The organism is Candidatus Enterococcus ikei, from assembly GCF_017316105.1.
GTDB classification, from domain to species: Bacteria; Bacillota; Bacilli; order Lactobacillales; family Enterococcaceae; genus Enterococcus_L; species Enterococcus_L ikei.
The window spans coordinates 34,655-50,522 of sequence record NZ_JAFLWD010000026.1; the positions used below are offsets into that span (position 1 = coordinate 34,655).

Annotated in this window: 19 protein-coding genes; 2 read left to right on the forward strand and 17 right to left on the reverse strand. The window is 34.0% G+C overall.

Translation table 11 applies throughout. The annotated features are described in order from the left end of the window. Nucleotides 1–13 precede the first annotated feature (13 nt). From JZO69_RS10945 to ulaG, 17 genes are all read right to left on the reverse strand, one after another. Entirely contained in the window at nt 14–1,201 is a 1,188-nt protein-coding gene (locus JZO69_RS10945) for an acetate kinase (protein WP_207112909.1), read from the reverse strand. A gap of 25 nt (nt 1,202–1,226) precedes the next feature. Then, nucleotides 1,227–2,234 carry a class I SAM-dependent methyltransferase gene (locus tag JZO69_RS10950; protein ID WP_207112910.1) on the reverse strand — a complete coding sequence of 336 codons (1,008 nt, stop codon included), beginning with the start codon at nt 2,232–2,234 and terminating at the stop codon, nt 1,227–1,229. 235 nt (nt 2,235–2,469) lie between these two features. Continuing rightward, nucleotides 2,470–2,826: a competence type IV pilus minor pilin ComGG gene (comGG, locus tag JZO69_RS10955; RefSeq protein WP_207112911.1), complete on the reverse strand. Its 357-nt coding sequence runs from the start codon at nt 2,824–2,826 to the stop codon at nt 2,470–2,472. Continuing rightward, on the reverse strand, nt 2,810–3,292 hold the full coding sequence (gene comGF, locus JZO69_RS10960) for a competence type IV pilus minor pilin ComGF (protein ID WP_207112912.1): 483 nt from the start codon (nt 3,290–3,292) through the stop codon (nt 2,810–2,812). The genes comGG and comGF overlap by 17 nt, the downstream gene beginning before the upstream one ends. Then, nucleotides 3,258–3,581, reverse strand: a complete 324-nt coding sequence (gene comGE / locus JZO69_RS10965; RefSeq protein WP_207112913.1) for a competence type IV pilus minor pilin ComGE — start codon at nt 3,579–3,581, stop codon at nt 3,258–3,260. The genes comGF and comGE overlap by 35 nt, the downstream gene beginning before the upstream one ends. Continuing rightward, nucleotides 3,556–4,005, reverse strand: coding sequence for a competence type IV pilus minor pilin ComGD (comGD, locus tag JZO69_RS10970; RefSeq protein WP_242586736.1), 450 nt, complete (start codon nt 4,003–4,005; stop codon nt 3,556–3,558). Before comGD ends, comGE begins: the two co-directional genes overlap by 26 nt. Nucleotides 4,006–4,008: 3 nt before the next feature. Continuing rightward, complete coding sequence (comGC, locus tag JZO69_RS10975; protein WP_430733258.1) at nt 4,009–4,299, reverse strand: competence type IV pilus major pilin ComGC; 291 nt, start codon at nt 4,297–4,299, stop codon at nt 4,009–4,011. Next, nucleotides 4,296–5,342: a competence type IV pilus assembly protein ComGB gene (gene comGB, locus JZO69_RS10980; RefSeq protein WP_207112914.1), complete on the reverse strand. Its 1,047-nt coding sequence runs from the start codon at nt 5,340–5,342 to the stop codon at nt 4,296–4,298. The genes comGC and comGB overlap by 4 nt, the downstream gene beginning before the upstream one ends. Continuing rightward, complete coding sequence (comGA, locus tag JZO69_RS10985; protein WP_207112915.1) at nt 5,296–6,258, reverse strand: competence type IV pilus ATPase ComGA; 963 nt, start codon at nt 6,256–6,258, stop codon at nt 5,296–5,298. Before comGA ends, comGB begins: the two co-directional genes overlap by 47 nt. A 528-nt stretch (nt 6,259–6,786) precedes the next feature. After that, complete coding sequence (locus JZO69_RS10990; protein WP_207112916.1) at nt 6,787–8,106, reverse strand: APC family permease; 1,320 nt, start codon at nt 8,104–8,106, stop codon at nt 6,787–6,789. 175 nt (nt 8,107–8,281) lie between these two features. Beyond that, nucleotides 8,282–8,992, reverse strand: coding sequence for an L-ribulose-5-phosphate 4-epimerase (locus JZO69_RS10995; RefSeq protein WP_207112963.1), 711 nt, complete (start codon nt 8,990–8,992; stop codon nt 8,282–8,284). Further along, nucleotides 8,982–9,842, reverse strand: a complete 861-nt coding sequence (locus tag JZO69_RS11000; protein WP_207112917.1) for an L-ribulose-5-phosphate 3-epimerase — start codon at nt 9,840–9,842, stop codon at nt 8,982–8,984. The genes JZO69_RS10995 and JZO69_RS11000 overlap by 11 nt, the downstream gene beginning before the upstream one ends. A 4-nt stretch (nt 9,843–9,846) precedes the next feature. After that, nucleotides 9,847–10,485, reverse strand: a complete 639-nt coding sequence (locus tag JZO69_RS11005) for a 3-keto-L-gulonate-6-phosphate decarboxylase UlaD (RefSeq protein ID WP_207112918.1) — start codon at nt 10,483–10,485, stop codon at nt 9,847–9,849. Between the two features lie 155 nt (nt 10,486–10,640). After that, complete coding sequence (locus JZO69_RS11010; RefSeq protein ID WP_207112919.1) at nt 10,641–10,940, reverse strand: PTS sugar transporter subunit IIB; 300 nt, start codon at nt 10,938–10,940, stop codon at nt 10,641–10,643. 139 nt (nt 10,941–11,079) lie between these two features. Beyond that, the gene (gene ulaA, locus JZO69_RS11015) at nt 11,080–12,558 is read right to left on the reverse strand and encodes a PTS ascorbate transporter subunit IIC (RefSeq protein ID WP_207112920.1); all 1,479 of its coding nucleotides are present in this window, start codon (nt 12,556–12,558) and stop codon (nt 11,080–11,082) included. A 15-nt stretch (nt 12,559–12,573) separates the two neighbouring features. After that, a complete protein-coding gene (locus JZO69_RS11020) occupies nt 12,574–13,032 on the reverse strand; it encodes a PTS sugar transporter subunit IIA (protein WP_207112921.1) in 459 nt (152 codons plus the stop codon). A 15-nt stretch (nt 13,033–13,047) separates the two neighbouring features. Next, nucleotides 13,048–14,112, reverse strand: coding sequence for an L-ascorbate 6-phosphate lactonase (gene ulaG / locus JZO69_RS11025; RefSeq protein ID WP_207112922.1), 1,065 nt, complete (start codon nt 14,110–14,112; stop codon nt 13,048–13,050). A gap of 195 nt (nt 14,113–14,307) precedes the next feature. Between ulaG and JZO69_RS11030 the strand changes: the two genes are divergently transcribed. Next, nucleotides 14,308–15,072 (forward strand): hypothetical protein, encoded by a 765-nt coding sequence (locus JZO69_RS11030; protein ID WP_207112923.1) that lies wholly within the window; start codon nt 14,308–14,310, stop codon nt 15,070–15,072. A 15-nt stretch (nt 15,073–15,087) separates the two neighbouring features. Next, nucleotides 15,088–15,855, forward strand: a complete 768-nt coding sequence (locus tag JZO69_RS11035; RefSeq protein WP_207112924.1) for a DeoR/GlpR family DNA-binding transcription regulator — start codon at nt 15,088–15,090, stop codon at nt 15,853–15,855. Nucleotides 15,856–15,868 lie beyond the last annotated feature (13 nt).

Here is a 15,868-nt window from a genome sequence, read left to right on the forward strand (position 1 = left end):
CTTTTTTTGCTTATTATTTTCTTAAACGCTCAACATCACGAGCAATCATTAATTCTTCATCAGTTGGAATCAATAGTACTTTAACTTTAGAATCATCTGTAGAAATTACTGATTCTTTTCCACGAACATTGTTTTTCTCATCGTCTAATTCACAACCAAACCAGGTCATCCCTTTGATTACTTCGCTACGAACGTGTGAATCATTTTCACCAATTCCGGCAGTAAAGACAATTGCATCAACGCCATTTAAAACAGTTACGTAACTACCAATGTATTTACGGATGCGATCTGTAAAGATATCGTATGCTACTTGAACAGCTTCGTTATCCATGTTTGCTTCTAAATCACGCATATCACTTGAAATACCTGTTAAACCAAGTAGACCTGATTTTTTATTTAAGATATCAATCATATCTTTGATATCTGTCAATTCAAGTTTTTCCATTAGGTAAGCTAGTAAAGAAGGATCAATATCACCAGAACGAGTTCCCATTGTTACACCTGCAAGTGGTGTGAAGCCCATTGATGTATCTACAGATTTACCACCATCAACCGCTGTGATTGATGCTCCGTTACCTAAGTGACAAGTAATGATTTTTAACTCTTCGATTGGGCGATCAAGCATTTCTGCTGCACGTTCCGCAACAAATTTGTGGCTTGTTCCATGCGCACCATATTTACGAGCAGCAAATTTTTCATAGTATTCAGTTGGAATACTGTATAAGAAATTGTGTTTTGGCATTGTTGTATGGAAAGATGTATCAAAAACAGCAACGCTGATAATATTAGGTAAGATTTTTTTGAATGCTTTGATTCCCATTGCATTCGCTGGATTGTGTAATGGAGCAAGCTCTGCCAATTTTTCAATTTTTGCTAAAACTTCATCATCGATAACAACAGAATCTTTAAAGTCTTCTCCACCTGCAACTACACGGTGACCAACACCTGTAATTTCATCATAAGAAGCTAAGATGTTCAATTCAGTTAATTTATCTAACAACATTTTAACAGCAACATCATGATCATTGATGTCGATGATTTCTTCATATTTTTCGTCATTACCATGTTTAATTGTAAAGATTGAATCATTTAAACCAATTCGTTCCACGATCCCTTTAGCGATAACTTCTTCATTTGGCATTTGATATAATTGCCATTTTAAACTTGAACTACCTGCATTGATTGCAATTGTTTTAGACATAATACTCTCCTCTTTATCGGTTGTTTTATTTTAAATTTGAAGACTTCCAAGCCTCAAATTGTTGAAAAAATTGTGTAACTTTCGCAGGATCTTTCAATGAACCTAATTTTGCTACAAGAACTTCTTTTACCTGCGCGCTATGCTCACCTTTATTTTGTACGAACAAAATGCTTTTTCTTGATTGAACTGATTTGAAAAGCTCATCTGGCAACTGAATCATGCCTTGAAGATAAACATTGTTTTGCAACCAATTTTTGAAGTACGAACTCTGTTCTGTCTCTAAAATATTAGTTGGTACTAAAAATAATCCATAGCCATCAGGTTTAACAAACTTCATTGCTTGCTCCATCAATAAATGATGCGCATAGCTATGACCTTCTTGTGCTGCTGAATCAAATTCTTTGGCTTTGTCATCGTTTGGATAATAACCGATCGGCAAGTCGCTGACTGCTACATCGACAGGGTCAACAAGTAAGTCCTGCAAACCATCTTGATGGAATAATTGTATTGCAGCCTTTGTCCACTCCGTATTAGTCGCTGAAACCGAAAGCAATGTATCATCGATATCCACACCAAATCCTTGAACAGAATATTTCGCTATGTTCAAGTTAAGAATGATCGTTAACAACAGATTGCCCATACCATTTGCGATATCTAATATTTTTAGTGGTTGTTCAGGTCCGTAGAGCTGCTCAATCAAATAAACAAATAAGAAACCGATGCTATCTGGCGTTAGTTGATGATTTGCCTGTAAGGACTCTGCTTTATTCCCTTTAAGTAAAATCAACTGAGACAAACGTCTAATTTCTTCTGGTTCCAATTCGATTGCTTGTAGTTGTTGATAAATGGTTTCAAGTTTTTGAACAGTTTGCTCATCCGGAACTCCATCCAACACACGTACTTGATAATTATCAATGATATTTTCACCATTTTCAGTATATGCATCTAGAAAAGAAGTATCTAAAGATCGTTGAATCAATTGGATAGACTGTTCCATTAAATCGAAAGCCTTTTCTATTTTCTCAGGGAACAAACGAAACACCTCAATTTCCATCTATAATATAACAATTTTCATACCTGTTCTATTTTAACGAAAAAGCTGACAATAATCAATCAATTTCCTAACAATTATTGTAAAACACTAAACAACTCTCATTTTTACAAAAATAATATAATCGTTAATACGAATTTTCTTTCAAAAATGAGCTTCTGTATTAGTTTTTTTTGTTACAAGTTTGATACACGTTTCACAAATTTTTAATTGCTACTTATTTTTCTTCTTGATCAATTGTTATTTTGTTTGAATTTTTTTGATACTCTTCTTGAAATTTATAGGTTTCTTGGTCTAGTCGGACTGTAAATTTTATAGTTTTTTGATCATATTCATAATAGAGTATTCCTGTTGAAAATTTCTGGTAACCAGTTTTGTCGAGTGTTCGTTGTTCTTGCTTAACATCGAAAAAAAACATGCTACTCATTGTTCTAGCAATATAATAGTCTCTAGTCTTTTGTGAAAATCGCTGTGTCAGCTGAAAATCCTCCAAAACAAGTATAAAAATAAAACTGAATAAAAATATAAAAAGTAATGCAGTAAGTAAAACACCACCTCTATGTCTTTTCTTCATTTTCTTGCTCCTTAGGAATGATCCATTTTGCCGTAAAATTTTTGTTATTTTCAAAACTGACATCTATTGTAACTGATTTATTTTCCTCTATAAAATTTGCCTGCTTTACTTCTGTTAAAAGAGGCTGATATCCACCATTTTCAACTTTGACGATCTTGCCTAATTTGTATTCAATCCAAACTGGTTTATTGTTTTTCTTATTTTTAAGGATCATTTTGTTTTCCTGCGTTTTTTCATACCGACAATCTTTTATTTCATTTTCTAATTGGATCACAAATATATGCCATTCCTTTTCTCGTTCACTTTCCAAATGCCTTCTGACAACAGCTATATGATTAATCGATGTGGAAAAAAGCATACAAATAATAGAGAGTAAAAGCAGAGCAAGCAGGCATTCGATTAAAGTAAATCCTCCAAAATTATTTTTTGATTTACTTTTTCTTAACGGTGAAAATTTCTTTTCCATCTGTAATCTCCACTTCACTCAATTTATTGTCTATTTTTTGAAAGTGTAACTGGTAATTATTTTTTTCGAGATGTACTTCTTGGAAAGGCTGTCCCCCGTAATTTTCATAACGTTTCACCTCTTCATATAAAATTCTATGCATCAACATTTTGTCAGTTGCTTGTTTATTCTTTTTTAATAGATAGGTATTAAATGAAATATAGCTCCCCATTATTAAACACATCAAGCCTAATGCAATGAGACTTTCCAGCAAAATATATCCTTTATAATTTTTCGATCTTTTTAACATAGCGCCCGCTCCCTAGTTGAAACTGGAATTCGATTAATTGCTTTTTTTCTAACCATGAAAAAGAAAATTTGGATAACCTTCCATTATTTCCTGAGCCTTTTTTAAAGGTGATTTTATTTGGACCGAAACCTTTTAATGATGCTGGGATTTTTAATGGTTCTTCTTCTAAATACTGCCCATTGTTAGGAATCATAAAATTGATTTGCTGGCTTTGTTCAAAGAATATGATTTGTGTATCAACTGTATTTACAATCGCCATCTGCTGTGTGTACAGCAGATGTTTTTCAAAAGTCGATAAAAACTGTTCAACTTCTAGCACTTGCTTCCATTTATTAATAGCAAGTGTTGGCAATAACAGAAACATCGTACAAATCAACAAAACGATCATCGACTCTATTAGCGTAAAACCTTTCATATCCGCCATGTTTTATTTCTTACTTGCTTGATACTTGTCATACTGTTCTTGCGTAATATACTGTTCTTTAACTAATTGATCCATCGTTGGCGTTTGATTTTTTTCCATAATGTACAGATCGATCTGGGTTTCTACTATTTTAACAATCGCTTCATTTCCTTTTTTATCAACTCCCTCTTTATGTTTAGAAAGATTTGGAACAAATAATAAAACCAAAACGGAAATAATCAGTAGTACCACTAACATCTCTAATAAAGTAAAACCAGAATAATTTATTTTCTTTTTTTTCTTGATTCTGTTCACACGAATCCCTCCATTCCGCCATAAATCGGCAATAGCATTGCAGCATAAATACTAACGACCAATAACGCCACCACTAAGAAAATAATTGGTTGAATCCATTGAATCATTTTCTCTATTCGCTTAAAAAAACGCTGCCAACATAATTCGCTATACAATACCAGCTCCTTACCTAAATTTCCTTTCACCTCACCTTGCTGAATAATCAAAGATAGTTCAGGAGAAAAAAAAGTAAATGTAGGTAACTGGTCATAAAAAGTCTGTCCCAATATCGATTGCTCTTCTATAATCTCAGCCAATTCACTCATTAATGACTGTTGATTGGTTGTTTTCATCAATTGGATAACTGTTTTGATTTCCAATCCTTGAGAAAATAATTTCCCCCATTCAAGTGCAAAAAACGCTGAGCTATATTCTTTATATAGAGAACCAACAATAGGTACCTTAGAAAAAAATACAGCTCTTTGTAAAAAAGTTTTTTTGCTTAAATACCAACGGATCAGAATAAATAAACATGCCATACTTGCCAGAAATACGAGCAAATAATATGGACTTTTCTGGATAAATTGAATCCCAATATTATCTGCTTGAACCGCTCCATTTGTCATAAGTTGAGGCAGTAAAACTTGCCGAATACTAATCAAAACAACGGTCAAAAATAGTAAGAGCAATACAGGATAACTAATGACTTTATAAAACTTTTGCTGCTGCTCATCTACAATTCCCATGTGTTTCTTAATTTTTTTCAAGGTTCCTGCTAAATTTCCGTGAGTTTGCGCAAATTCAATTTGTGTAATGATCATCATCTTAAATCCAAGCCTAGTTAAACCGCCATGGATTGGATCTCCTTGTTCCATAAACTCGATCATATAATTGATTGCCGGTTCAGAAATTGAACGAGACTTTTTCATAAATTGAAGACTTTCTTGAATTGTAAAACCATTCGTTAATAAATCCGCAAGTAAATGAATAAATAATTGTTGATGATGTTTGGATAATTTAATGCTCTTTTTCTTCTTCAAATGTTTGATCATCGATAAATCCATACGCCCAAACCTTCCTTAATTCTTGCAGCCACCTAGAATTCATTTTCCTAGAAAAGTCATAATCCATTAGTAACCCGCTGATTTCTTCATCTTTTGTAGTGGAAAAAGGTAACAATCGTTGGTAAATAATACCACCCACACATTCCGCAATTTCTCTTTGCTGAACACCTAATTCAGCTAATCGTTCATATACACCGCTAATACTTCTAGCATGAATTGTTGCAAATACGGTATGGCCTGTAAGTGCCGCTCTAATTGCAGCTTGAGCAGTGAGGCCATCTCTAATCTCTCCTATAATTAAAATATCCGGTCGATGACGCAAACAAGCCTTAATCAAAGCATCATAAGTCAAATCAATTTTGGTATTTGTTTGCAATTGAAGAAATGTTGCTTCTTCAATTTCTACTGGATCCTCTATAGTAATAACTTGTTGAAATCGATCTGTCTCTTTGGCTAATTTGTACATCAAAGTCGTTTTCCCAGAACCAACTGGACCACAGAATAAATGCAAGCCACGCTGTTTAACAAGCTTTCGAATTTCTCTTAATTGTTGTGGTAAAAAATAATTCTCACTACTAGCTCCAAAAACATGTAAAAAACGGATAACTAAACTTTCCCTTTGTCTAAAATCGCCAACTGTCGATAAACGTAATCGTATCTCAGTATTACCAATCGTATACGTTACAGCGCCAACTTGTGCTTTGCGCCTTTCACCAACATCCATACTCCCAATAAACTTAAAATGAAAAATTAATTTTTCTCCCTCACCTTCATTTAATTCTTTGAATATTACTTGCTTTTTTCCTTTCTTAGTAGAGATTTGAATCTTGTTCCCAACAGGTAATATATGAATATCCTGTAGAGATTCTGTTACGCCCCATTTTATTAGTTCCAGAGAAAATTCTTTAATATCCATTGTTTTCCCTCCTTACAATAATATACGCAGTTAAATGAAAAATTATTAAAAAAAAGAATGAAATAAAACTAAAACTAGTTTTATCTCATTCTTTAAAACTGAATAATTATAGATGTAAAAGAAGCTATTACAATATATTTGGATGACAGAACTAAAACCTTATAGTGATTTACTTTGACTAACTATTTGTCTTTTAAAACAAAAAAAACAGAGGTTAAACTGCTGACAAATCAACAGTTTAACCTCTATTAAGAGTTCTGATGCACTATCTTCCCCAAAATAGTTTATCGTTTTGATATACTCATTATACTAAAAAAATGACCAGAATAATTTTCAGAAATTGTGAATTTTATTGAAATTTTTGAGAAAAAGTAACTCCTGCTTAAAAGGGGTAAGCAGGAGTTATTGCTTTATCATAAATGACAAAGACTTAGATCATATCTATTATACCAAAAAAACTTCATAAATTCTCTCAATATCCACTAAAAAGTGATGAATTAATGACAATAAATGAAATTTATTTATTTTTTAGTTTTTTAATTTTCTATTTATCCAATATACTGGAATTCCCAATAGTGTAATTCCAATACCAATGCTTGCTAAAAGTGGTTGAATAATCAAAGTAGTAATCAAAATAAACAAACCACCCAAAATCGCTATTGTAGGAATTACAGGATAAAAAGGAACTTTATAAGGACGATTCAATTCTGGTTCTTTTTTTCTTAAAATAAACACAGCTAAAAAAATCAACAAACTAAAGAGCCACATTACAAAAACTAGCATATCAGTTAATAAATCAAAACTACCTAAAACCATCATCAACGCTGCAACGCTAAATTGAAAAATCCCAGCTACATAAGGAACCAGAAATCTTTTTGATAGTTTTTTAAACTGCTGACTAAAAGGAAGCATATCTTCCAATGCTAAAGCATACGGTACTCGAATCCCAGTCATGGTATATCCATTTAATGCGCCATAAACAGAAATCAAAATACCGATCGTCACTAATTTACCACCAATCGAACCAAAAATTTGATTTGATGCTTCTGAAGCTGCATTTAAATTTCCAGAAAGCTGTTCGATCGGTAATGTTTTAAGAAAAACAAAATTGATCAACACATAAACAATCGTGATAAATGTTAACCCTAAAAAAATCGCCTTAGGTAAATCTTTTTCTGGTCGTTTCATTTCACCTGCTACTGCACCAACACCCAACCAGCCATCATAAGCGAACATCGTAGCTAATAAAGAACCGCTTAACGCTTGGATAAAACCACTATCTCCACCAGCTCTGACAGGAAATAACGAAATCTCCACATTAGCTGGCATAAAAAATCCAACTAGTACAATTAAAGCAATTGGAACCATCTTTATGACTAACGTAAATGATTGAAAATTAGAAGCAGCTTTAGTACCTAATAAGTTGATGATTGTCACACTTAAACCAGTAACTAGTGCTATCGGTAAAAGAATATCGCTTGATAAATGAAATAAGTGTATAAATTGTGTACTAAAAATAATCGACAAAGCTGCAATATTGGCTGGAAAATAAATCACACTTTGCGCCCAGCCTAATAAAAATCCTGGCAACTTTCCATATGTGTATTCAATGTATTTGACTGCTCCTCCAGTTTTTGGAATGGCAGTTGCTAATTCAGCACTCGTCAATCCAGCACATAAAGTCAAAATACCACCTAATACCCAAGCAAAAATCGTCAAACTTGATGATTGAGCGAAGCTTACAACACTTGCTGTTTTAAAAAATACACCCGCACCAATCACAGTTCCCATGACTGTTGAAAAGGCACCAAATAACGAAATTTCCCTTTTTAACTGATTTTCCTCCATAACTGTCCTCGTTCTCTCTTTTTAAGTTATTTTTCTAGTATAGCTTTTTTGCGTGTAAATTCAAGTATTTTATAAAACTAATAAACTATCCACTTATAAAAATAAAAAAAGTGTAGATAAAGTCATTACTCGACTTATCTACACAATTAAATTTAATAAATTCAGTTCATAATTTTTACGTTTGCCCATAATAAGCATTCGTTCCGTGTTTTCTAAAAAAATGTTTATCTAAAAGATATTGAGGAATTGGCTGGATTCTATCGTTCACAATTTCTGTCACACACGCCATCTCTGCTATTTCATCCAGCACAATACTATTTTCTACTGCTTTTTGAGGTGTCTCGCCCCATGTAAATGGCCCGTGACCATAAACCAGAACTCCTGGAACAGCTAAGGGATCAATACTTTTTTCACTAAAAGCCTCAACAATTACCTTTCCTGTCTCTAGCTCATATGCAGATGCTACCTCTTCAGATGTTAACTGACGTGTACAAGGAACAACACCGTAAAAAGTATCCGCATGAGTGGTACCATAAGCTGGAATTTCTCGACCAGACTGCGCCCACATTACTGCATGTTTGGAATGCGTATGCACTACAGCATTGATTTCTTTAAATGCTTTATACAATTGGACATGCGTTGCTAAATCAGATGACGGCTTCAAGCCAGCTTCCAACACTTCTCCATCTAAATCGGTCACCACCATATGACAAGCTTCCATTGTGCTATACGGCACACCACTCGGCTTGATTACGATCACTCCTGCTTCACGATCGATCTCACTGACATTCCCCCAAGTAAGTTTTACCAAGCCAGCTTCTGGTAAAGCTAAGTTCGCAGAAAAAACCCGTTCTTTCATCTCATCTATCAATACTTTATTTAACATCATATCCAGCCTCCTTTAAATAAGGAAAGAGAAACGCTTTTGCTTGCTCGATTTCTTTTTCAGGTGTATCGCTATTTTCACTCCACATTTCGATTAAAAAAGGGCCATTGTATTCCAAACGCTTTAATGTTTTAAGACATCCTAAAAAATCGACACAGCCTTCACCAAAAGGAACTTCTTTAAATTTTCCAGGAAACTCTTCCGTTACAGCAAGTGTGTCTTTTAAATGAATGGCAGAAATCTGATCGATTCCAATTTCCAATTCATAACCAACATCATTACTCGGCCACGCTGATAAATTACCGACGTCAGGATACACTTGTAAATAAGGAGAACGAATTTGCTCTTTGATTTTCAAATATTTAGAAATCGAATTAATAAAAGGATCGTCCATAATTTCTATTGATAAAACGATCTCACTAGCCGCAGCCAATGCTACTGCTTTTTTTAAATTTTGAATAAAGTATTCTCTAGATCTTACGGTTTTGGCTTCATAATAAACATCATAACCCGCTAACTGAATCGTACGTACACCTAAGTCAGAAGCTAAATTTATTGCTTTTTCCATCAAAACCATAGCAATCTTTTGTTTCTCCAAATCTTCAGAACCAAATGGAAATCGGCGATGTCCACTCAAACAAATCGATAATATTTTTACCCCGGTCTCATGGATTGCTTCTCTGACCTCTTTTCGCTCGTCAGTCGTCCAGTCCAAACGTTGAAGGCGATCATCTGTTTCGTCGATCGACATCTCGATAAAATCAAAATTCATTTTTTTTGCCAGTAACAAGCGTTCTTTCCAACTAATATTTTTAGGGAGTGCCTTCTCATAAATTCCTATAGTCGTCATCCGATTACCCCCAAATACGTTTGATTTCAGCTTGAAAATCTTGAGCAGCTTTTTTAGGATCTGCCGCAGCTGTAATGCCTCGCCCAGTAATAAATGTATAAACATCAATATCTTTAAATAATTTAAGTGTCTCTATAGCAAGTCCGCCAGTTACAGAAACTCTAAAACCCATTTCAATTAGTTTTTTAACTTTTTTCAAATCTTTTTCGCCCCAAGTCTCACCTGCTAAAAGTGCATCTCGACTTTGATGATAAATCACTTGAGTAATACCTGCATCCAACCATTTTTGAGCTTGTTCATAGGTCCAGTCTCCATATAATTCAACTTGGACTTCCGCGACTTCTTTAGCTGCAGCTTTCATTGTGGGAATCGTTGCACAGCAAATCACAGTCATCCAATCTGCACCGGCTTCTCGACAATTTTTGGCTACAGTTCCGCCTGCATCCGCACATTTAGTATCTGCAACTACTTTTTTTTCAGGGTATAATGCACGAATACACCGAACAGCTTCAACGCCAGCTTGTAAGCACAGAATTGTGCCAACTTCTACAATATCAACAATTTCACCAACCGCAACCACATCTTTGATTGCGCTAGATAAATCAGAATGATCTAAAGCTACCTGTAAATTAGGTCTACTCATTTATTTGCTCTCCTTTATTAAATATAATAATGATCGAGGATGGGATAGTAATGTTTGCTTCTGATTCCATTATTTATTCGAATTTATTGTGTGAAACAAAAGTGATTTTCACTTTTGTTTCACACACGTTTTCTATACTACATAATCTGCTCGGATTATTTGAATTTTGCCGCCAATTCTGTTTCTTGTACTCGCTCACTGATCTCTTTGGCTGACATAACATTTTTTACGCCGACAACAGTGATCCCTTTTTTCTTCGCATCCTCAAACATATTTAAAAAATTCATTGGACAAAAAACCACATCATATTGTCCAGCAGTACTTTTTCCTTCTGAAATTGCACAATGGTGAATGTTCGTAATATTAAAGCCTAATTCTTTCAAGGCTTTTTCAACACTTTTTTTCATCATCAAACTTGTTCCTGATCCATTTGCACATGATACTAATACTCTCATTTTAATTTCCTCCTAAATTTAAAAGCTGAAAGAGCTCGTTCAACCTTGATAGGAAAATAGGAAAAAATAACTGAGACGTTCTTTATCTCATTTATTTTTTATCTTTTTCCCTAAAGATTAGCTCTTAAGCTAGATAATGTTAAGCACGTTTAGCTGTCATTTTTTTTACATATTCATCATAATCTTCTGCAATCAAGAAATAACCTTCTGGATTAGCTCGATATTGTAATTGCGGGATTGCCAGCAATAGAATTACGACTAATGCAACACCGAAATACCCTAAATATTTCATCAATATCGTCATCACAGGCCAAACTGTCGCCCAATCAAACATACCGATATATCCACCGTACTGAGATAGCCCGATAAATGCAGCGATCAACGCAGATCCTAATACTTGTATCACTCCTGATATGAATGGGAAGATACAAGCAGCTTTAAATCCACCGCGGTTATTCGCATAAACAGCGATCACGGCATTATCAAAGAATAATGGAATGAATCCAGCGATAACAATGACCGGCGATTTAAATAGAATCAATAAACCAATCGTGATAAATTGTCCCAAAGCACCAAACAAGAAACCTATCGTTACAGCATTAGGTGATCCAAAACCAAATGTCGCAGCTACATCGATCCCTGGCACGGCTCCTGGTAATAAGGTATTTGAAATTCCTTGAAATGATTCTGTTAATTCAGAAACAAATGTCCGAACACCTAGTTGTAAAATAGCTAAATAAACAGCAAAGTATAACGCCGTTTCTAAAATATAGAAGAAGAAACTTTGTCCTTCCACCATAAAACCAGATTCAATCAAATAAGCAGGTCCTAATACAACTAAAATGATTCCAAAGAAAAAGAGCATTAAAATTGAAGTCGCTACCATATTTTCATTGAAAATCGATAAAAAACCAGGGAGTTGTACATCTTCTAGTTTTCTATTGTTCTTATCTTTCTTCATTTTTTCAGCTAATCGAGCAAAAATATAAACCCCAAACATCTGTTGATGAGCAATCGCAAAGCCAGCTCCTTCAGTAAGATCTTGAGTAATATCAACAGTTAAGTTAGAACCTACTGCCCAATAACAACCTAAAATCAGACCCATAATCAATAAAATTTGAATCTGTCCTAAATCAGGAAAGCAAAATAATAAAATCCAAAAAGCAGTTGCTGCTTGCTGTATTTGAACATTACCAGTCGTAAAGACTGCGCGTAGTTTCGTATATTTTTTAAAACGAACCAATAAAATATTCATAACAAAGGCAATCAACAGTAAAATCATCGTATCACTGAATGTCCGACCAAATGTTTCTTCGATTCCTGCTGTTACGGCATTTTGACCAAAATAAGGATCAATGACCATTGCATTTAAATCAAAGCGCTCTTTTAATCCAACTAAAATCGGACGAAAGTTATTGACCAATCCTCCTGAACCAACAGTTAAAATCAAATAACCTACAGTCGCTTTCAAAAAACCCGCAATACTTTCATATAACGGTTTTTTCAGTAAAACATACCCTAAAAGAACGATAAACCCAATTAAAAATGCTGGCTGTGTCAAGATATTTGCAGCAAAATAATCCCAAATTCCCATTAGAAAATCTAACACTTGTGTCATTAATTCCCCTTCTTTCTATACATCAAAAGTAGCCATTACTTTTTGGTAATCCTCCATCGTTTCCACTGTCATCAATGCTTCGATCAACCCGTCAGTCATTAGCATTTCAGATAATTTGGAAATATTTTCTACATGTTCCTCATTATTTTTAGCAGCTAAGGTGAAAAATAAACGAGCATTTTTTTCAGGATTTCCTTCTTCAAAAACAACCTCTTGACTCATCTTTGTAAATGAGATCGCTGTTCCTAACACACCTTGACTGTCTTCTGAAGAATGCGGCATAGCAACGCCAGGAACAATTACAATATACGGTCCGTATTTTTGAACACATTCTACGATTTCATCAACGTATTGCTGGGCAATGATGCCTTTTTCCAACAATGTTTGACAACTAAGAATGACCGCATCTTCCCAGTTTGAAGGAGTTTTTTCACAAAAATTTATTAAGTCATTATCATAAAAATACTTTAGCATTGAATTTCTCCTTTCTTATAAAAATGATGGAAATGGCGTGTCATTATCCGTTGTAAAGACATCATCAAATCCCCGATAAAAATTAAATTCTAGTTTGTCTTTGTCATTTGGATACGTAAATTTCCCGCCAACTTGCCAAATGAATGGTTTAAATTGATAATCTAAACGATCTTTTTTGAATTTCCAGATTTCGGTAATTTCTTTAGGGTCCGCCATAAAGTTTGCCCAAATATCATAATGAACAGGAATAACTACCTTCGCATTTAGCGATTCAGCCATTCGCAACATATCGACAGAAGTAACTTTATCTGTGATTCCCCTTGGATTTTCTCCATATGCCCCTAAACAAACATCGATTTTGTGTTCGTTGCCGTGTTTAGCAAACATGTTAGAATAGTGAGAATCTCCGGCATGATAAATATTTCCGCCACTTGTTTCAAATAAATAGTTCACTGCAATTTCATCCATATCTTGTGGGACTTTCCCTTTTAATGTTACTTCTGGATCTTCACAAGTAACTAATGCAGTTCTGTCAAAAGCTTCTAAAGCAACGATTTTTATATCTTTGATTGGAACACTATCTCCAGGTTTTACAATGGTGGTATTCTCTTTTGGGATACCCCACTTCAACCATGTTTCAACAACTTCTTTCGGTCCAATAAAACGAGCATCCGGGCAATTTTGATAAACAGCCGCTGCAGTATTGATATCCAAATGATCAGAATGAATATGGGTAACAACTAGCGCATCAACATTTTTCACTGCGAACGGATCAATCACAAAAGGCTGTGTTCTAAGATTAGGCTGCATATTCTCACAACCGCTCATTCGCATCATTTGATGACCTTTCTTCATCTTGCCATTTCCATGCGTTCTTTTTCCTGTACCGCACCACAAATCACATAAAATATTCGTGCCTTCATGTGACTTTATCCAAATTCCAGTACAGCCTAACCACCACATAGAAACCGTTCCTGCTTTTACTTCTTCTTGCTCGATCTCTTCATTCAAGTAAGTTCCCCATTCTGGAAACGTACTTAAAATCCAACTTTCTTTTGTTACATCATGAATTGTTGCCATATGATCCCTCCATAGTATCTCAATCTCGATTACACTTTTATTCTACAATATTTTAAACCGTTTTCAATCCTTTTATATGATCATTTATAATTTTTAGGAACGTTTTCATCATTTATAAATAAAATACATTCTATACCATCACTTTTTATGTTCATATAAACATTTTTATGATATAGTGGCGTGGAGGTGATGAATATGAAAAAATTTATTTGGAAAAGTATTTACTTTGGAAAAAAGGGACTTTTATGGGTTGTTTACATGTTGTTCGCTGGATATATCTACTATTTAGTTACTAATTCCCAAGAGTTAGGAACCAAGTTCATTTTTGGGGGAATTGGATGTATCGTTCTAAGTATCGTATTACTTTTTGAATATTTGAAAAATATATATGAAAAAATGATTTACGCTTTAACTGTTGATTGTGATTTAAGAAAAACAGCTGAGTTAAAATCTAAATTGCAGAGAAAAGATTTGTTTAATGGCTTTAAACAGTCTATTATTATTTTTGACAGCTTACTTTTATTAGACGAAGGAAATTATGTCGCTTGTTTGGAACATTTAAATAAAAATAGACAATTTTTCCATTCCACTTTGGATTACCTCTTCATTTATTATCATACGCAAATGTATTGCTATTCTTTTTTAAAAGATGAAGAAAATTTAAATACCACTTTAGATCAACTGTCTAAATTAAAACATGTTAAAAAGAAACAGATGCGTGGTTTATTTTCATGGCATGAAATTACTGGAATGAAATACTTCTATCAAAATAGAAATAAAAAATGTCTGAATGAATTAGATTTGGTTGATAAAAATCGTTTGAATAATCGAGAATTGACTTATATTTTATATCTAAAAGGTCAATGTTTACTTCGATTAAATCAACCATCTGAAGGTTATCGTTTATTAAAAGAAGCCAAAGAGCTGGGAAATACACTTGCGGTTGTCCAAGTGATTTAGAGTGGAGGAAGATGAATGAAAAGCTCACACAAAACAATTAAAGAACGTCGAGATAAATTGCTCAAGCTATTAAATACCCAAACAAGTTTGCTAGTTAAAGACATCAGCCATGAACTTGCTGTATCTGAAATAACAGTTCGCAGAGATTTAACCGCTTTAGAAAAAATGGGGTTAGTACAACGTGCACATGGAAAAGCTCAAATTGTTCAAAAAACTGGTACTGAAGATTATAATGAAGAAATTGAAGTATTGAAAAATGCGATCGCTAAAAGAGCGGCAGAATTTGTGAAAGAAGGAAATACATTATTTATCAATACTGGTTCCACCGCTTTATCCTCTTTAAAAAATTTAGAAAACAAACGTGTAACGATCGTCACTAATAATGTAAAAGTAGCGAATCTTGATCATAATCCAAATTCGACTGTTATTTTATCTGGTGGCGAGATCCGTTTTCCTAAAGAAGCATTAGTTGGCGATATTGCTATCGACTCATTTTCAAAAATGTCTTCTGATATTTCAATTATCGGTTGCTCCGGTCTTAGTCTTGAAAATGGCATTACAACTCCTGTTTTACATGAATCAAAAATCAATTCACTGATCATCGAACGTACAAACGGTTTAGTAATCGTTGTTGCAGATTATCGAAAAATTGGTTTTTCATCTAATTTTACCAGCGGCAATATCAAAGACATCAATTATTTGATTACTGATACATTTGCCTCACCAGAAGTTATTCGCGAAATCGAAAAACAAGGTGTACAAGTAATTCAGGTTGAAATATGAAATACAAAGAATT